Origin of the sequence: Kitasatospora sp. NPDC001527, assembly GCF_040298605.1 — a bacterium.
Taxonomy (GTDB): domain Bacteria; phylum Actinomycetota; class Actinomycetes; order Streptomycetales; family Streptomycetaceae; genus Kitasatospora.
Map to the genome: position 1 here is coordinate 240043 of NZ_JBEPAM010000005.1, position 17688 is coordinate 257730.

At 74.1% G+C, this 17688-nt stretch carries 17 protein-coding genes; 9 read left to right on the plus strand and 8 right to left on the minus strand.

From position 1 onward, the window contains the following. Positions 1-28: 28 nt before the first annotated feature. Positions 29-829: a hypothetical protein gene (locus ABT238_RS07670; RefSeq protein WP_350559769.1), complete on the minus strand. Its 801-nt coding sequence runs from the start codon at positions 827-829 to the stop codon at positions 29-31. A 331-nt stretch (positions 830-1160) separates the two neighbouring features. On the opposite strand from ABT238_RS07670, the gene ABT238_RS07675 reads away from it, so the two are divergent. Continuing rightward, on the plus strand, positions 1161-1328 hold the full coding sequence (locus ABT238_RS07675; protein ID WP_350559772.1) for a DUF8730 family Cys-rich protein: 168 nt from the start codon (positions 1161-1163) through the stop codon (positions 1326-1328). 164 nt (positions 1329-1492) lie between these two features. On the opposite strand, the gene ABT238_RS07680 is transcribed toward ABT238_RS07675, so the two are convergent. From ABT238_RS07680 to ABT238_RS07690, 3 genes are all read right to left on the minus strand, one after another. Beyond that, entirely contained in the window at positions 1493-3685 is a 2193-nt protein-coding gene (locus tag ABT238_RS07680; protein ID WP_350756078.1) for an MMPL family transporter, read from the minus strand. A gap of 117 nt (positions 3686-3802) precedes the next feature. Next, entirely contained in the window at positions 3803-4201 is a 399-nt protein-coding gene (locus tag ABT238_RS07685) for a DUF302 domain-containing protein (protein WP_350559775.1), read from the minus strand. 100 nt (positions 4202-4301) lie between these two features. Continuing rightward, entirely contained in the window at positions 4302-5687 is a 1386-nt protein-coding gene (locus ABT238_RS07690) for an MBL fold metallo-hydrolase (RefSeq protein ID WP_350756024.1), read from the minus strand. Between the two features lie 289 nt (positions 5688-5976). On the opposite strand from ABT238_RS07690, the gene ABT238_RS07695 reads away from it, so the two are divergent. From ABT238_RS07695 to ABT238_RS07705, 3 genes are read left to right on the plus strand one after another with little or no spacing between them, the layout of a single operon-like run. Then, a complete protein-coding gene (locus ABT238_RS07695) occupies positions 5977-7290 on the plus strand; it encodes a discoidin domain-containing protein (RefSeq protein ID WP_350559781.1) in 1314 nt (437 codons plus the stop codon). Positions 7291-7292: 2 nt separating this feature from the next. Continuing rightward, positions 7293-8531 carry an MFS transporter gene (locus tag ABT238_RS07700; RefSeq protein WP_350756080.1) on the plus strand — a complete coding sequence of 413 codons (1239 nt, stop codon included), beginning with the start codon at positions 7293-7295 and terminating at the stop codon, positions 8529-8531. Between the two features lie 59 nt (positions 8532-8590). Next, complete coding sequence (locus tag ABT238_RS07705; RefSeq protein WP_350559784.1) at positions 8591-9559, plus strand: TolB-like translocation protein; 969 nt, start codon at positions 8591-8593, stop codon at positions 9557-9559. A 44-nt stretch (positions 9560-9603) separates the two neighbouring features. Here ABT238_RS07705 and ABT238_RS07710 read toward each other — a convergent pair whose 3' ends face one another. From ABT238_RS07710 to ABT238_RS07725, 4 genes are all read right to left on the minus strand, one after another. Then, the gene (locus ABT238_RS07710; RefSeq protein ID WP_350756026.1) at positions 9604-10350 is read right to left on the minus strand and encodes an SDR family oxidoreductase; all 747 of its coding nucleotides are present in this window, start codon (positions 10348-10350) and stop codon (positions 9604-9606) included. Positions 10351-10494: 144 nt separating this feature from the next. After that, entirely contained in the window at positions 10495-11391 is an 897-nt protein-coding gene (locus ABT238_RS07715; RefSeq protein ID WP_350559790.1) for an RNA polymerase sigma-70 factor, read from the minus strand. Positions 11392-11545: 154 nt separating this feature from the next. Continuing rightward, positions 11546-12019, minus strand: a complete 474-nt coding sequence (locus tag ABT238_RS07720; protein ID WP_350559793.1) for a carboxymuconolactone decarboxylase family protein — start codon at positions 12017-12019, stop codon at positions 11546-11548. Positions 12020-12167: 148 nt separating this feature from the next. Continuing rightward, complete coding sequence (locus ABT238_RS07725; RefSeq protein WP_350559796.1) at positions 12168-13160, minus strand: LacI family DNA-binding transcriptional regulator; 993 nt, start codon at positions 13158-13160, stop codon at positions 12168-12170. A 133-nt stretch (positions 13161-13293) separates the two neighbouring features. Between ABT238_RS07725 and ABT238_RS07730 the strand changes: the two genes are divergently transcribed. The 5 genes from ABT238_RS07730 to ABT238_RS07750 all read left to right on the plus strand — a co-directional run bounded on the left by ABT238_RS07730 (position 13294) and on the right by ABT238_RS07750 (position 17490). Then, positions 13294-14223 (plus strand): ribokinase, encoded by a 930-nt coding sequence (locus ABT238_RS07730; RefSeq protein WP_350559799.1) that lies wholly within the window; start codon positions 13294-13296, stop codon positions 14221-14223. A gap of 64 nt (positions 14224-14287) precedes the next feature. Next, complete coding sequence (locus ABT238_RS07735) at positions 14288-15634, plus strand: NtaA/DmoA family FMN-dependent monooxygenase (protein WP_350559802.1); 1347 nt, start codon at positions 14288-14290, stop codon at positions 15632-15634. A gap of 34 nt (positions 15635-15668) precedes the next feature. Beyond that, a complete protein-coding gene (locus ABT238_RS07740; protein ID WP_350559805.1) occupies positions 15669-16193 on the plus strand; it encodes a flavin reductase family protein in 525 nt (174 codons plus the stop codon). Then, entirely contained in the window at positions 16186-16647 is a 462-nt protein-coding gene (locus tag ABT238_RS07745; protein WP_350559808.1) for a riboflavin kinase, read from the plus strand. Before ABT238_RS07740 ends, ABT238_RS07745 begins: the two co-directional genes overlap by 8 nt. A 138-nt stretch (positions 16648-16785) precedes the next feature. After that, a complete protein-coding gene (locus tag ABT238_RS07750) occupies positions 16786-17490 on the plus strand; it encodes a nicotinamide mononucleotide transporter family protein (RefSeq protein ID WP_350559811.1) in 705 nt (234 codons plus the stop codon). The last annotated feature ends 198 nt before the right edge of the window (positions 17491-17688 follow it).

Here is a 17688-nt window from a genome sequence, read left to right on the forward strand (position 1 = left end):
CCAGAGGAAGGGGAAGGGGCCGGAGGGTTCAGCGGCCGGAGATCAGCCAGTCGCGCTGGCGCTTCATCAGCTCGCTGAGCAGTGCCTTGTCCGGGGCGCCCTTCACCTCGACGTCGACCGTGTACTGCACGTCGCCCTGGCTGGAGATGCCGCTCATCGAGCCGGTGTAGGCCGCTTGCTCGGGCTTGCTGATGTACCCGTGGGCGGCGGGGTCGCCGGCGATCTCGATGGCGGGGAGGTCGCGGACGTCGTTCTTGGCGAAGAAATCCGCCTGCGCGGGGCTCCCGAAGCGCAACAGGGTGACGGTGACCTCGGCCTTGCCGTCCGCCGTGCGGTACGTCCGGGTGACGGCGTCCCTGTAGCCGATCGAGCGGAGGGCACGCATGATGTCCGCCCCGTCGTCGAACTCCTCGATGAGTTGCTCGTCGGAGAGCGGTATGCCGTCGGCCGGGCCGTAGGGTTCGCCGCCCTCGGGGAGGGGGAGCAGGAAGTACCGCAGGTCGCCGTCGTGCCGGCCGTCCTTGACGGTGCCCTTCACGGTGCTCGTCGGAACGGGTACGGGCGTGGGCGGTGCGGTGGTCGCCGAAGCGGAGACCGAGGCGGTCGCGGAGGGCGAGGCGGTCGGGCTCGCGGAAGTCGGCGCGGCCGCAGCCGCGGTGACGGTGGGTCGGCTCTCGGGCCTGCCGACGGCCACCGTCACCGTGGCACTGGCCGCCGTGACGGCGAGCAGGCCGGTGACGGCCAGTGCCACGGCGGCGGCGCGCGGCAGTTTCCGTCCGGTGGCGGGCACGGGAGCGGCGGTGGGCGGCACGTGATCGTGCGCGGACAAAAGGATTCCCCCAGGGAAGATCAGGAAGGGTCGCGCGCGCGGGCCTCTCATGGGCACCCACGGCGGCTCTCGCGGCCGCCCGTCGCGCGTCTGGCTGGAATTATGGGAGTGCGCCGGTCGAGCCGCCAACAAGATCAATCACCGCACTCCCGCCCAAGGCCCGACCAATGGGACACGCCGTGATCGAACCGAAATCGTTTCGGCCCGGACGCCGCCGGCCTCCGGTCCCCCGGCCCCTCGTGGCAGGTCGTTTCGGTCGGAAAAATACCCCCACCGGTATAGTGGAAGAACGGGTGAACACCCGCCCTTCCCCGATGTGAGGAGTCCCGAGATGTGTCGACGTATCACCTGCCGCACCTGCGGCAAGGCCGGCTACGCGGGGTGCGGCATGCACGTCGACCAGGTGCTGGCCGGTGTCCCCAGGGCCGACCGCTGCGGCTGCGACCGCGAGGCGCGGAAGGGCGGGGGCTTCCTCGCGAGGATCTTCGGCCGCCGCTGAGCGCGCCGGGGAACACCATCGGGCCGTGCCGGGAATCCCCGGCACGGCCCGATCCGTGTCCGCACACCGCGCACACCGATTCGCCCCCCGCGCACCGATCGGCCTCCGCACGCCGGTGGCCCGGACCGCCGCGGGGCGGACCGGGCCACCGGGGGCCGGGCGGCTCAGTCGTGCGAGAAGGAGATCCTCGGCAGCACGCGGTCGAGCCAGGCCGGGGTGCGCCAGGCGGCGGCCCCGGTGAGGCGGAGCAGGACCGGCAGGAGCACCAGGCGGACCAGGGCGGCGTCCAGCAGGACGGCGACGCCGAGGACGATGCCCATCTCCTTGGGCGGCAGCGGCCCGGACAGGGCGAAGGTGAAGAACACCGCGACCATCACGCCCGCCGCCGCGAAGATCACCCGGCCGGAGTGGGCCAGGGCGCCGACCATGGCCTCGCGCGGGTCGCCGGTGCGCTCGTAGTGCTCCTTGGCGGAGGCGAGCAGGAAGACCGTGTAGTCCATCGCGATGGCGAAGATCATCGCGAAGAAGAACACCGGCGCCCAGCCGTCCAGGAAGCCCTGTGGGGTGAAGCCGAGCAGTCCTGCTCCGTGCCCGTCCTGGAAGACCAGCCGGGCGACGCCGAAGGCCGCGCCGGTGGACAGCAGGCTGGCGGCCGTGCCGAGCGCGGCGATCAGCGGGGCCCGCAGGGCGAGCAGCAGGAGCAGGAAGCCCAGGGCCATCACCACGCCGATGACCAGCGGGGTCTTCTCGCCGAGCAGGTGCTGGAGGTCCAGGTTCTCCACCGCGGCGCCGCCGACCAGGGTGTCCGGGGGCAGCTCGGCGCGCAGCACGTCGACGGTGTGCGCCAGGTCGGGGCTGGACGGGTCCACGGTGGGGACGGCCTGGACCATCGACCAGGCGGAGCCGTCGGCGGCCGGCTGCGCGGGCATCACGCCGGCGATCCCGGGCGTGCCGGCGACGGCGGCGGCGACGTCCCCGGCTCCCTGGGCCGGGGTGAGGATCTGCAGGGTGCCGGGCGCTCCGGGGCCGAAGGCCTGCTGGACGGCGGTGTAGCCGGCCCGGGCGCTGGCGTCGCCGGGCAGCACGGTGATGGAGGGCATGGCGGTGCGCAGTCCGACGACGGGTGCGGCGAGCGCGACCAGCGCGGCGAGCGCCAGGGCGCCGTAGCGCAGCGGGTGCTTCCACAGCCGCTCGCCCCAGGCGGCGAAGCGCGGCGAGCGGTGCTCGCCGGTCCGCACCCACGGCAGGGCGAGGGCGTCCACCCGGTGGCCGAGCCGGCCGAGCACGGCGGGCAGCAGGGTGAGGGTGGCCGCGAGGACGAACAGGACGGCGAGCATGATGCCGCCGGCCATCGAGCGGAACGCGGGGGACGGCACCAGCATGACGGCCGAGAGGCTGACCAGGACGGTCGCGCCGGACAGCAGGACGGCCTTGCCGGCGGTGTCCATGGTCTCGGCGACCGCCGCGGTGCTCGCGGCCCGGTCGTCCCGCGCGGGGCCGCGGCGGGAAGCGGCGGCCCGGGCGCTGCGGAAGCGCACCACCAGGAAGAGCGCGTAGTCGATGCCGAGGGCGAGGGCGAACATCATGGCGAAGTTCATCGCCCACACGGAGACCGGGAACAGGTGGCTGATCAGCACGAGCGAGCCGGCGGAGGCGGCGAGTCCGGCCATGGTGAGCAGCAGCGGCAGTCCGGCGGCGACCAGCGAGCCGAAGGCGAGCACCAGGATCGCCAGGGTGACCGGCCAGGACATGAACTCGGACTTCATCATGGCGTCGTGGTTGGCCTTGTTGAAGTCGCTCCACAGCACCGACGCGCCGGTGGCGTGGACGTCGACGCCGTTGCCGGAGAGGGCGTTCAGCGGGCCCTTGAGGTCGTCGGCCGCGCGGACCATGTCGTCGGGGGAGGCGTCGGCGCCGGCGAGCAGGACGGCGGTCCGGCCGTCCGGGGAGAGGGTCGCGCCCGGCTGGGGCGCCACCACGGTGGAGATCCGGGGGTCGGCCGCGGCGAGCTCTCCCGCCCGGGTGATCACCTGCTGGACGTCCGGCTCGCTGACCGGCCGGTCGGCGGCGACCACGATCTGCAGCGCGCTGGAGGCGTTGCCCGCGAAGTGCTCCTCGGCGAGCTGGCGGACCGTGACCGACTCGGATCCGTCGGCCTGCCAGCCGGCCCCGGAGAGCGCGGTGGTCACCTGCGGCGCGAACGCGCCCAGGGCGACGACGACCAGCAGCCAGCCGGCCAGCACGGCCTTGAAGTGGCGGACCGACCAGGTGCCGAGCCGGCCGAGCAGGCCCGGGGGCGGGGCCGGCTCGGGAGGTGGGGCGGTGGCCGGCCGGCCGAGGGCGGTGTCCGGGTGCATCACGGGGGTGCTCCGTTCCTGGGGGCGCCCGAGGACGCCCGAAAATACGGGTGGGGGTATATGGGAGGTCAAGAGGAAGGGGCCCGCTCCGGCGGGCCCCGCGGGTCGGGCGGCCGGTCAGGCGGCGGGACCGCTCAGCGCGGCCAGCGCGGCGCGCAGCCGGGCGGCGGCCTCGTCGGCGACGGCCTGCAGCGCGGGCTGCCCGGTGACCCCGACCATCAGCTGCGGGTCCATCGCCTCGACGACCGTGCCCGCGCCGTCCGCGCGGACCACGACGTTGCACGGCAGCAGCAGCCCGATGTGCCGGTCGGCCTGGAGGGCGCGGTGGGCCAGCGGCGGGTTGCAGGCGCCGAGGATCAGGTAGTCCTCGATCTCCTCGCCGATCTTGGCCCGCAGAGTGGCGCGGACGTCGATCTCGGTGAGGATGCCGAAACCCTGCTCGGCGAGCGCGGCGCGGACCCGTTCGACGGTCTCGGCGAAGGGCAGGTCGACGGTGACGGGGATGCCGTAGTCCATGGGGTGCTCCGTTCGTGGTGGGGGTTCGCGGATCGGGCGGCGGCGGGGGCCGCCTTCCCGGTGAGGGTCAGCTTCTCGCGCCGGCGCCGCCCGGCCCGGCTCAGACGGCCGCGGGCCGGTGCGCGTCGGCCCAGGCGGCGTAGCCGCCGAGCAGGTCGGCGACCTGCTCGCGGCCGTGGTGGCGCAGCAGGCTGGCGGCGATCGAGGAGCGGTGGCCGCCGGCGCAGTGGACGACCAGCGGTTGGTCCTGCGGGAGCTCCGCGAGGCGTCCGGGGAGCTCGTTGAGGGGGATGTGCAGGGAGCCCTCGACGGAGCCCTCCGCGCGCTCGCCGCAGGTGCGGACGTCGAGCACCAGCGGGGGGCGCTCGGCGGCGAGGGCGGAGCGCAGCTCGTCGACGGTGAGGCGCGCGGCCGGGGTGAGCGGCCCGGCGAGCGCGGTCGGGCTCGTCACCGGCTCGGCCAGGTGACCGACGGTGCGGTCGAAGCCGATGCGGGCGAGGCGGGTGACGATCTCGCCCGCGCGGCCGTCCGGCGCGACGACGAGCAGCGCGGAGTCCGGCTCCAGCACGGCGCCGGCCTGTTCGGCGAAGCGGCCGTCGGCGGGCACGTTGACGGCGCCGGGCAGGTGCCCCGCGGCGAACTCCTCCGGGCTGCGGGCGTCCACCACCACCGCCCCGTCGCGCCGGTGGGCCGCGAACTCCGCTGCGGTCAGCGGGTGGTGGGCGAGCGCGGGGTCGAACAGGCCCCGGTCCTGGCGGTTGAGGGCGGCGTCGTGGCCGAAGTAGCCGGGGGCGGCGGACTGGCCGGCCGTGACGATCGCGACGAAGTCCTCCTCGCTCATCGGCGCGCAGGCGTAGTTGGTGGCGCGCTGCTCGCCGATGGTGGACTGGCGCTCGGTGGACAGGTTCTTGCCACAGGACGAGCCGGCGCCGTGGGCGGGGAAGACCCGGACCTCGTCGGGCAGCGCCATCAGCTTGTGCTGGACGCTGTGGTGGAGCATCCGGCCGAGCTCCTCGGCGGTGGTGCCCGCCGAGGCCAGCAGGTCGGGGCGGCCGACGTCGCCGACGAACAGCGCGTCGCCGGTCAGCACGCCGTAGGGAACGGCGTCCCCGGCCCGCTCGAACACCAGGACGCTGATCGACTCGGGGGTGTGCCCGGGGGTCTCCATGATCTCCAGCGTGACCTCGCCCAGGGTGATCCGCTCCCCGTCGGCGAGCTCCCGGATCGGGTACTCGGTCACCGCGCGGCGCCCGTAGCCGATCCACGCGCCGGTGCGGGCCGCCAGCTCCAGGTGGCCGGCCAGGAAGTCGGCGTGGAAGTGGGTGTTGATGACCGCCTCGACGGTGAAGCCGTGCGCCTCGGCGTCGGTGACGTACTCGTCGATGTCCCGGCGCGGGTCGATCACCACCGCGCGGCCGGTGGTCTCGTCGGCGACCAGGTAGGAGGCCTGGGAGAGGCAGTCGAGGTAGTACTGGGCGAAGAACACGTGGATCGCTCCTGCATCCGCTTCCGAAATACCCGGCGGGGTATCCGTCCGCCATCCACCATACCCCCGGGGGTAAATTTCGGCGAGGAGGGGCGCCCGGAGGGGGAAGGCGGAATCGGACGGGAGTTCGGCGTGAAGCCACTATTGTCAGGAAACTTTACTTTCTACTACGCTCCCCTCGCCGGTAGGCGCGTGCGTGGTGCTCACCGGTGCGCAGCTCTCACCGTTTCTCGAGGTCAGGGAGTCCAGGATGCGTCCGGGTGTCTCGGTAAGGCCTGTTCATGTCGGTGTGTTCACCGCCGTCCTCGTGCTGATCGGCGGCCTGTTGCTCGGCTGGTCCGGGCGGGCGGGAGCGGCGGGCGATCCGCTGATCTCGCGCGGGAAGGCCGCGACGGCCTCCTCCACGGAGGGGTCGTCGTACGCGGCGGGCAAGGCGTTCGACGGCAGCACCTCCACGCGGTGGGCGAGCGAGGAGGGCAAGGACCCGCAGTGGCTGCGGGTGGACCTCGGGGGAGAGGCCTCCGTCTCCCGGGTGAAGCTGAGCTGGGAGGCCGCCTACGCGAAGGCGTACCGGCTGGAGGTGTCGGCGGACGGGGTGACCTGGACGGCGATCGCGGAGGAGAAGGCCGGCAACGGCGGGACCGACGACTGGACGGGCCTGGCCGGCAAGGGCCGCTACCTGCGGATGTACGGCACGGCGCGCGGTACCTCCTACGGGTACTCGCTGTTCGAGCTGGAGGTGTACGGGGTCGCGGGCGGCGGGCCGTCGCCGACCGGACCCACGCCCACCGGCCCGTCGGGCGGGGCGTTCACCGTGGTCGCGGCCGGTGACATCGCCGCCCAGTGCACCGCCTCGGACAGCGGCTGCGCGCACCCGAAGACCGCCGCGCTGGCGCAGCGGATCGACCCGCGCTTCTACCTGACGATGGGTGACAACCAGTACGACGACGCCCGGCTGGCGGACTTCAGGAACTACTACGACAAGACCTGGGGCGCCTTCAAGGCCAAGACCCACCCGGTCCCGGGCAACCACGAGACCTACGACCCGGCCGGCTCGCTGGCGGGCTACAAGGCGTACTTCGGCAGCATCGCCTACCCGCAGGGCAAGAGCTGGTACAGCTTCGACGAGGGCAACTGGCACTTCGTCGCGCTGGACTCCAACGCCTTCGACCAGAGCGCCCAGATCGACTGGCTGAAGGCCGACCTGGCGGCCAACGCGAAGAAGTGCGTCGCCGCCTACTGGCACCACCCGCTGTACTCCTCGGGCGGGCACGGCAACGACCCGGTCTCCCGGCCGGTGTGGCGGATCCTGTACGACGCCAGGGCCGACCTGGTGCTGAACGGGCACGACCACCACTACGAGCGGTTCGCCCCCCAGGACCCGGACGGCAGGGCCACCGCGGACGGCATCGTCGAGATCGTCGGCGGGATGGGCGGCGCCGAGCCCTACCCGATCGAGCAGGTCCAGCCGAACAGCCAGAAGCGGATCAGCGGTGACTACGGCGTGCTGAAGCTGGACCTCACCGACTCCGGGTACGGCTGGAGCTACGTCGGCACGGACGGCCAGGTCAAGGACACCGGCCCGACCTACAACTGCCACTGATGATGTACCTGGCCTCCACCGGCCGCCGCCCGGACGCGCCGCCCCGCCCCGCCGGGGTGGGGCGGCGCGTCCCCGGTACGGTCGTCGCGCTCGGAGCGGTCAGCCTGGTCACCGACGTCTCCTCGGAGATGGTCACCGCCGTGCTCCCGCTCTACCTGGTGCTGGGCCTCGGCCTCTCACCGCTCCAGTTCGGCTTCCTCGACGGACTGTTCAACGGCGCCACCGCGCTGGTCCGGCTGCTCGGCGGCCGGCTCGCCGACCGTGGCGGCGGCCGCCACCGGACGGTCGCCGGCGCGGGCTACCTGCTCTCCGCGCTCTCCCGGCTCGGCCTGCTGCTGGCCGGCGGAGCGGCCGGCGGGATCGCCGCCGCGCTGGCCGCCGACCGGCTCGGCAAGGGCGTGCGGACCGCCCCCCGGGACGCGATGATCACGCTCAGCGCACCCCCCGGGGCGCTCGGCCGGGCCTTCGGCGTGCACCGGGCGATGGACACCACGGGGGCGCTGCTCGGGCCGCTGGTCGCCTTCGCCGTGCTGTGGGCGACCGCCGACGCGTACGACGCCGTCTTCGTGGTCAGCTTCGCCACCGGCCTGCTCGGCGTCCTGGTCCTGGTCCTCTTCGTCCCGGCCGGCGCGCCGGCCGCGGCCGCGGCCGCACCGAAACCGGCCAGGACGCGGCACCGGGTGCTGCGCGACCCGGTGTTCCGGCGGGTGACCGCGGCGGCCGCGCTCCTGGGCGCCGCGACGATCGGGGACTCCTTCCTCTACCTGCTCCTCCAGCGGGGTCTTGACCTGTCGCCCGTGCTCTTCCCGCTGCTGCCGCTCGGCGCCGCGGCGTGCTACCTGCTGCTGGCCGTCCCCGCCGGGCGGATCGCGGACCGGACCGGCCGGCGGACCCCGTTCCTGCTCGGGCACGGCGCCCTGCTCGCCGCCTACCTCACCCTGCTGGCGCCGCTCGGCCCGACGACGGCGGTGCTCGTCCTCGTCCTGCTCGGTGTCTTCTACGCCGCCACCGACGGCGTGCTGATGGCGCTGGCAGGGCCGGTGCTGCCGGCCCGGGGCCGGGCGGGCGGGCTCGCGGTGCTGCAGACCGCGCAGGCGCTGGCCCGGCTGGTCGGGGCGGCCGGGTTCGGCGTCGCCTGGACGTGGTGGGGCCCGCGCCCGGCCCTGGGGGCGGCCGCCCTCGTACTGGCCGCCGCCCTCGCCGCCGCCTGGCGGATCCTGCCCGGAAGGAGGGAGGCGTGAAGGCGATGGAGGGAGGCGTGAAGGCGCAGGAGAAACGCGCGAAGGCGAAGGAGGGGCCCATGAAGGCGCGCTCGACCGTGCTGGTCCTCGCCGTTCTCGTCCTGATCGGCGGCTCGCTCGGCTACGTCCTGCACGCCCGCCAGCGCGGCGGCGGGCACCGGCTGGTGGCGGCGGAGGTGTCGTTCACCCTGAACGAGCCCGGCCTCTACTACCGCGACACCGCCACCGGGCGGGTCGCCCGCGCCCCGGGCACCCCGGACGGGCCGTCCTGCGCGCGGTTCCACGCGGCGGGGGAGCGGGCGCTGTGCCTGCGGGCGCTGCCCGGCACCCCGGCCCGCACCCAGGCGGTGGTCTACGACCGGGGGTTCACCGAGCTGCGGACGGTGACCGTGCCCGGCATCCCGAACCGGGCCCGGGTGTCGCCCTCCGGACAGGTGCTCGCCTGGACCGCCTTCGCGGTCGGCGACTCCTACGCGGCGAGCGGCTTCTCCACCCGCACCTCGATCCTGGACCTGCGCACCGGCTACCTGGTCAAGTCGATCGAGGAGATCCCGCTGACCCTCGGCGGCTCCCGCTACCACGCCGCCGACGTCAACTACTGGGGCGTCACCTTCGCCGCCGACGACAACCGCTTCTACGCCACCGTCGCGACCGGCGGCCGCACCCACCTGGTCGAGGGCGACCTCGGGGCGTGGTCGGCCCGCACCCTGCGGGAGAACGTCGAGTGCCCCTCGCTCTCCCCGGACGGCACCCGGATCGCCTTCAAGAAGAAGGTCTCCGACGACCCGGCCGCCCTCTGGCGGCTGTACGTCCTCGACCTGGCCGACCTGCGCGAGCACCCGGTGGCCGAGTCGCACGGCGTCGACGACCAGGCGGCCTGGCTGGACGACGCCACGCTCGCCTACGCCCTCCCGGCCCGCGAGGGCAAGGGCACCGACGTCTGGTCGGTCCCCGCGGACGGCAGCGGCGCCCCGCGGCTGCTGGTCCCCGGCGGCTCCTCACCGGTCGCGGTGGCGGCGCCGCGCTGACCCGGGCGGCCCGCACGTCCGCGTGCGGGCCGCCGCGGGCCGGTTCAGCGCTGCCCGGCGAGCCAGTCGGCGAACCGGTGCCCGGCGAGGTGCGCGCCGGGCCCGGGCAGCAGGGTGTCCTCCCGCAGCCCGGCGCCGAAGTAGCGGGCGTGCGGGTCCGTCACGACGGTGCGCGGGTCGCCGGCCGCGGCCAGCGCCGTGCGGACGAGTTCGTCCAGCCCGAAGACCTCGGGACCGGCCACCTCCACCACCCCGTTGACGGGGGCGCCGACCGCCGTGCGGCCCACGGCGGCGGCCACGTCGTCGGCGTGCACGGGCCGGATTCCCGCGGCGGCCAGCCGCACGGTGTCCCCGTCGGTGGCCGCCGCCGCGATGCCCTTCACGAACTCGAAGAACTGCGTGGCGTGGACGATCGACCAGGGCAGCCCGGAGGCCTTGATCAGCTCCTCCTGCGCCTGCTTGGCACGGAAGTAGCCGCTCTCCTGGAGGCGCTCGGTGCCGACCACCGAGAGCGCCACGTGGTGGCCCACCCCGGCCTCCGCCTCGGCCTTGAGCAGGTTGGCGGTCGAGGTGCGGAAGAACTCCAGGACGGCCTCGTCCTCGAACGAGGGGGAGTTCGACACGTCGACCACCACCGAGGCGCCCTCCAGCGCCTCGGCCAGGCCCTCGCCCGTCAGCGTGTCGACTCCGGTGCTCGGCGCCGCCGGCACCGCCTCGTGGCCCTGCTCGCGCAGCCCGGCGACGAGCTTCGAGCCGATGAGTCCGGTGCCACCGATCACGACGACCTTCATAAGGGGATCCTCTCTGCGACTGTTGCGGTTCCCGCGGGGCGGGACGGGGCGGTGCGCTCGGCCCCGCCCGCACCAGTAGGACAGGGCGGGCACCGGATCCGTGACAACCGGACCGGGGCGGACCGGGTGAACGGGGTCCGCCTGTCAGCCGTCCAGGGAGGCCACGAAGGGCGCCAGCTTGGCCGGGTTCATCACCCACATGAGGCGCTCGATCCCCTGGGTGGAGACGTCCAGGCACAGCAGGGCCACCGCCGCGCCGTCGGACGAGACGAGCACGGCCGGCCGTCCGTTGGCCTCGACCCACCGCAGCTCCGTGCCGGGCCAGAAGCGCGGAGCGAAGGCCGCCACGTACCTGGCCACCACGGCGCGGCCCACGACCGGGATCCGGGAGGCGCCGCGGGTCCCCCCGCCGTCGGAGTGGCTGACCACGTCCGCCGCGAGCAACTCCTCCAGCACCGCCAGGTCGCCGGTCCGCGCGGCGGCGACGAACACCTCCAGGAGCCGCCGGTGCTCGGCGCGGTCCACCCGCTCCCGGCGCGCGGCGGCCAGGTGTTTGCGCGCCCGGCTCACCAGCTGGCGCGCGTTGGCCTCACCGGTCTCCAGGATCTCCGCGATCCGCCGGTACGGGTAGTCGAAGGCCTCCCGGAGCACGTAGGCCGCCCGCTCCACGGGATTGAGCTTCTCCAGGAGCAGCAGGACGGCCAGCCCGACCGCCTCGGCGCGCTCGGCGCCCAGCTGCGGATCCGCCCGGGTGTCGACCGGCTCGGGGAGCCACGGCCCGACGTACGACTCCCGCCGGACCCGGGCGGACTGGGCGACGTTGATGGCCAGCCGGGTGGTGACGGTGGCCAGGAAGGCGGCCGGTTCGAGGACGTCCGCGCGGTCGGTGCGCTGCCAGCGCAGCCAGGTCTCCTGGACGACGTCCTCGGCCTCCGCGGTGCTGCCGAGCACCCGGTAGGCGATCCCGAAAAGCCGTGGGCGGGTCGCGAGGAACTCGCGGGTGGCCGGGTCGAGCGGGTCGGTGTCCGCGCCGGGCTGCATGGGCCGTTGTCCTCCTGTGTCCTGCGGTTCCTGCGGTGCGTGCGGTTCACGGGGTCGTACGACGGGCGGTCCGGACCGGGGCCGAACGCCAGAAGACCGGCCGCGTCCCCCTCCTCGGGGGCCGCGGCCGGTGGGTTCGCCGGACCTGCGCCGGTCAGCCGAACTGGCCGGGCTGGTAGGAGCCGGCGGGCTGCCGGTTGATGACGTTGATCCGGTTGTAGGCGTTGATCACGGCGATGAGCGAGATCAGCGCGGCCAGCTGCTCCTCGTCGTAGTGCTTGGCGGCGTTCGCCCACGCCTCGTCGGTGACGCCGCCGGCGGCGTCCGCGATCCTGGTGCCCTGCTCCGTCAGCTCCAGCGCGGCCCGCTCGGCCTCGGTGAAGACGGTGGCCTCCCGCCAGGTCGCCACCAGGTTGAGCCGCAGGGCGCTCTCGCCCGCGTGCGCGGCGTCCTTGGTGTGCATGTCGGTGCAGAAGCCGCAGCCGTTGATCTGGCTGGCGCGGATCTTCACCAGCTCCTGCGTCGCGTGCGGCACCGCCGAGTCCGCCAGCACCTTGCCGGCCGAGTTGAAGTGCCGCAGGACCTTGGCCCCGACGCCGGTGCCGAAGTAGTCGAGACGGGCATCCATGGTGTGCTCCTCCTGTCGTGGGGTGACACCCTCTTGACCGGATGGCCGCGCGGATTGTGACGCCTGCGTGACGTGGCCTGCGTCACACCCCGGGGCCGGGGCCCGACATCGCCGGCCGCCCCGCTCCCACCACCGGATTGACGCCGGGTCAGAAGGAGACGTCGGTCGAGGCGCGGACGACGAGCTGGGGCTGGAAACGCTCGACCCGTTCGGCCCGTTCGCGGCTCGGCGCCTGAAGCAGGGTCAGCGCGCGTTCGGCCATGGCGGACAGCGGGTGGCGGATGGAGGTGATCGGCGGGTCGAAGAGCTCGAGTATCTCGGTGTCGTCGAAGCCGGTGACGGCGATCTCCCCGGGGACGCTGACCGCCGAACGGTGCAGCGTGCTCACCAGGCCGACGGCGAGGACGTCCGCCCCGCAGACCACGGCGTCGATCCGGTCGCGCTGCTCGACGACGCGCCGCCCCGCCGTGCGGCCGGCGTCGGTGGTGAAGTTGGGCAGCAGGACGGTGGTGGCGCCGTCGCCCTGCAGCTCGGTGAAGGCGGCGAGCCGCTCCGCGCCCGAGGAGGAGGCCTGGTCCGCGGCGACCAGCGCGATCCGGTGACGGCCCGTCTGTTCCAGGTGCTCGACCAGGAGTCGGACGGCGGCCGCGTTGTCGAGGGTCACGGCGACGGTGCCGGAGTCCTCGGTCCACCGGTCGAACAGCACGACCGGGCGCCGGGCGGCGGCGTTGCGGACGGCCGCCCCGGACTCGCGGGCCGACACCGGGACGACGAACAGCCCGTCCACCCGGCCCGCGAGCAGGGTGTCGATCTGCTCGGCCTCGATCGCGGGGTCGTTCGCCGCGTCGGAGACCATCAGCGTGCCGCCGGCGGCACGCACGTGCTGGGCGATGGCGTCGGCGAGCTGGACGAAGTACGGGTTGGCGAGCGTGGGGACGACGACGCCGACGGTGCCGGTGGTGCCGGTGCGCAGGGCCCGGGCGGAGTGGTTGGCCTGGTAGCCGAGCCGGAGGGCGGCCTCCTCGACGCGGCGGGCGAGCTCGGGGTCGACATTGCGCGGAGTGCCGGCGAGGACCCGTGATGCCGTCGCGCGGGAGACGCCGGCGGCCTCGGCCACGTCGAGGAGTCGGGGCGCAGTCACGTGGGTGTCCTTCGGGGGTGGGGGACGGTGGGGCCACGACGTCGGGGCGTTCCTTCTTTTCATGAGGAGGCTACTTGACGGCCGGGGGGTGCTGGTACAGCATGTCGGAAATCGATCTCCCAAAGGAGCGTCAATGCCGTCCATCACCGTCGTCGGTTCGGTGAACCGCGACCTCGTGCTGAGCGTCGAGGGCCTGCCGCACCCCGGCGAGACCGTGCTCGCGCGGCACTTCGCCGAGGGGGCCGGCGGCAAGGGCGCCAACCAGGCGGTCGCCGCCGCGCGCCTCGGATCGCGGGTGCGCCTGGTGGCCCGGGTCGGCGCGGACGCGGCCGGCCTGCTGGCCGCGCTGGCCGCCGAGGGCGTGGACGTCACCGAGGTGCGTTCGGACGAGCGGCACCCGACCGGACTGGCCGCGGTGGTCGTCGACGGCGCGGGCGAGAACACCATCGTGGTGAACCCGGGGGCCAACGCGGCCCTGGCCGCCGGGGACCTGCCCGCCCGGCTGGTCCGCGAGCCGGGCGAGGTCCTCCTGGTGCAGAACGAGATCGCCCCCGAGGTGGTCGACCTGGCGGTCCTGCGGGCCCGCGAGCAGGGCGGGACGGTCGTCTTCAACCCCGCGCCGGCCCGCCCGGTCGACCCGCGGGTACTGGCGGCGGTCGACGTCCTGGTCCCCAACCTCGGCGAACTCGCCTCCCTGCTCGGGGCCGCCCGGCCCGCCACCCTGCCGGAGGCGCGGGAGCTGCTGGAGCGTGCCGCGCTCCCGTGCCGGGCCGTCGTGGTGACCCTCGGTGCCGACGGCGCCCTCCTCGCCGAGGCCGGGCGCCCCGGTCTCACCCACGTCCCCGCGCCGCGCGTGGACGCGGTCGACACCGTCGGCGCCGGCGACACCTTCTGCGGCGCCCTCGCCGACTCCCTCGGCCGCGGCGCCGCCCTTCCGGCCGCCGTCGAACGCGCCGTGCGCGCCGCGTCGCACGCCGTGACCGGGCTTGGTGCGCAGTCCTCCATGCCCTACGCGGCCCAGCTCGACGCCCCCACCCTCCCCCCGCTCCCCTCCGCCTTCTGATCCCTCCCCCCACGGGTCCCTCCCCTCCCCACGGGTCCCTCACCAGCACAACGGAGAACCACCCATGAAGAACCTCAAGATCGGCCTGTTCGAGAACGCCCAGACCAACGCCAGCGGCACCGCCACCTGGCGCCACCCCGACAGCCGGCGGCACCTCTTCGACACCCTCGGGTACTGGCGCGAGCTCGCCGCCGTCTGTGAGGACGCCAAGCTGGACTTCCTGTTCCTGGCCGACGCCTGGGGCTGGTCGGAGATCGACGGCACCCGCCCGCCGATCGCCACCGAGGAGACCCTCGACCTGCCCCGGCTCGACCCGGTGGTCGTGGCGTCCGCGCTGCTGTCGACGACCACCAACCTGGGCCTCGTGATGACCGGCTCCGTCCTCGTCGAGCCGCCGTACGCCTTCGCCCGCCGGATGGCCACCCTGGACCAGCTCTCCGGCGGCCGGATCGGCTGGAACGTGGTGACGACGGGCACCGCCGACACCGCCGTCAAGGCCTTCGGCATGGAGATGGTGGCGCACGACGACCGCTACCGGATGGCCGAGGACTTCCTCGACCTCGTCTACAAGTACTGGGAGGGCGCCTGGGAGCCGGACGCGCTGGAGAAGGACAAGGAGGGCCGTTTCGCCGACCCCGCCAAGGTCCACCTGGTCAGCCACGAGGGACCGTTCTTCCGCTCGCACGGCTACGGCAACACCGCGCGCTCCCCGCAGGGCACGCCGGTGCTCTTCCAGGCCGGGGCCTCGCCCGCCGGCCGCCGCGTCGGCGGACGGCACGGCGAGTGCATGTTCGTCGGCAGCGGCTCGGTCGAGCAGCTCGCCGGGCACACCGCGTCCATCCGCGAGGAGGCCGTCAAGGCGGGCCGCCGGGCCGACGAGGTGAAGGTGATGTCGGCCTTCTCCTGCGTCGTCGGCGCCACCACCTCCGACGCCGAGCGCCGCTACCAGCGGATCCTCGACGCCCAGCGGCCCGAGGTCACCGTCGCCAGCTACGCCATGTTCACCGGGCTCGACCTCTCCTCCTACGCACCCGACACCCCGATGACCGAGCTGTCCACCGAGATGTCGCAGACCCAGGTGGCCCGCTTCGCCGGCAAGACCGTGGGCGACGTCCTCGCCGACTGGCACACCCACGGCGTGGGCGCGCGGCCGGTCGTCGGCACGGCCGAGGAGATCGCCGACGAGATCTGCGCGCTCGCCGAAGGCGCCGACCTCGACGGGTTCCTGCTGTCCCCGGCGGTCCAGCCGGCCTCGACCACCGAGTTCGTCGAGTCGGTGCTGCCGATCCTGCGGGCCCGTGGCGTCTTCCGCGGCGAGTACACGGAGGGCGAGAGCCTGCGCGAGCGCCTCACCGGGTCGGGCGACCGCGCGCTGCCGGCCAGCCACCCGGCGGCCCGGTACCGGCACTGAGACCAGCACCCGCGACGAGAGGAACCCGATGACCATGGCCACCCTTGCCCCCGACCCGGCCGGGACGTCCACGCCGCCCGAGCTGGACGCGGCGACCCTGCGACAGGCCTTCGGCGCCTACCCCACCGGCGTGGTCGCGATCAGCGCGCTGCGCGGGGACGAGCCGGTCGGGTTCGCCGCGAGCTCCTTCGTCTCGATCTCGCTCGAACCGCCCATGGTCGCCGTCAGCGTCGCCCGCACCTCCACCACCTGGCCGAGGCTGGCCGAGGCGCCCGTGGTGGGACTGAGCGTGCTCAGCCACGGCCAGGGCGCGCTCTGCCGGCGGCTGGCCTCCCGCGGGGCCGACCGCTTCGAGGGCGTCGCGTGGTCGGCGACGCCCGGGGGCGCCGTCCTCATCGAGGACGCCGCGCTGTGGCTGACGGCCCGGGTGGGCGCGACGTACGACGGCGGCGACCACGAGATCGTGCTCCTGGAACTCCTGAGCGCCGAACTCTTCGCCGGTGTGGAGCCGCTGGTCTTCCACACCAGCCAGTTCCGCGAACTGCTGCCGCATGCGTGACCACCCGGCCCCCTGCCCGCACCTCACCGGCACGGTGGTGCACGGCGCCGGCCGCGGTCACGGGCTCGGGTTCCCCACCGCCAACATCGCGGCCGGCCCGGACTCCCCGGTCCCGCCGGCCGCGGTGTACAGCGGCTGGGTGGTGCGCCACCGCACCGGCGCCGTCCACCCCGCGACGATCAGCGTCGGATCCAACCCCACCTTCTGCGACACCGCCGACGTCCACGTCGAGGCGTACTGCCACGACCTGGCGCAGGACGTCTACGGCGAGCGGGTCACCGTCTGGTTCGCCGAACGGATCCGCGACACCGTGAAGTTCCCCTCTCCCGCCGCCCTGGTGCGGGCCGTGCGGGAGGACGTCCTGCGGTCCGAGGCCGTCCTCGCCTCGGACCGGGGGCGGCGGGTGCGCGACGAGGCGCTCGCCGCGTACCGCGGCACCGTCACCTCCCCCTGAGACACCCCCCACGCGCGACACCCTCCCCAGGCACGGCGCTGCCCCCCACCGCCGTGCTCCACGGCTCCTCCAGCGGCCCCGCTCCCGGGCCGCAGCTCACACCCAGGCTTGTTCCCCCAGCAAACAAAGGTGTAGGTCATGAGCGCTCTCGAATGGCTGAACGAGCAGTTCAGCTTCTTCGGCATCCCCGTCTACTGGTCCGACTTCCTCGGCAACATCCTGGCGCTCGCGACCGTCTGGCTCGCCCTGCGCCGCTCCCTCGTCGCCTGGCCGGTGCAGATCCTCGGCTCGGTCCTGCTGCTGATCGCGAGCCTGAACGTCCACCTCGGCGGCAACGCCGCCCGGCAGGTCGTCATCATCGCCTCGGCGTCCTGGGGCTGGGCCACCTGGCGGCGCAGCCGGCAGCAGGAGGGCACGATCAACGTCCGCTGGGCCTCCTGGCGGGAGCGCGCGGTCCTGATCGCGGTCATGGCCGTCGGCACCTTCGCGTTCGCCACGCTGCTCAAGGCGACCGACGCCTCCTTCTACCCGGGCGCGCCCTGGTGGATGGTCCTCGCGGACGCCTGGATCTTCGTCGGCTCGATCCTGGCGATGTACACCCAGGCCCGCCGGTACGTGGAGTTCTGGTTCGTCTGGCTGGCCGTCGACCTGGTCGGCGTGCCGCTCGCGATCCACTCCGAGCTGTACTTCTCCGGCATCGTCTACGGCATCTTCTTCGTCATGGTCCTGGTCGGCATCCGCGACTGGGCCTCCCACAGCAAGGGCCAGGAGATCGCCTCCCCGCTGGAGCCGGCCGTCGTGGTGGAGGGCCGCAACGACGCCTCCCCGGCCACCAGGCCGTAACCCGTCCCCGGCGATCCGGCACCGGCCACGTCCTGCGAGCATCCCCCGGGCTCGCGGGACGTGGCGTTGACGCGTTGTCAACAGCCGCCGTCCAGCGCCCGTCCCCCGGGGCGGGACGGACCGGACGGGCCGCTTCGAGGTCTACTGGGTCAACTGGGACCTCGGCGGGCACCGGGTCAACCTGGCGTTCGTCCTCCC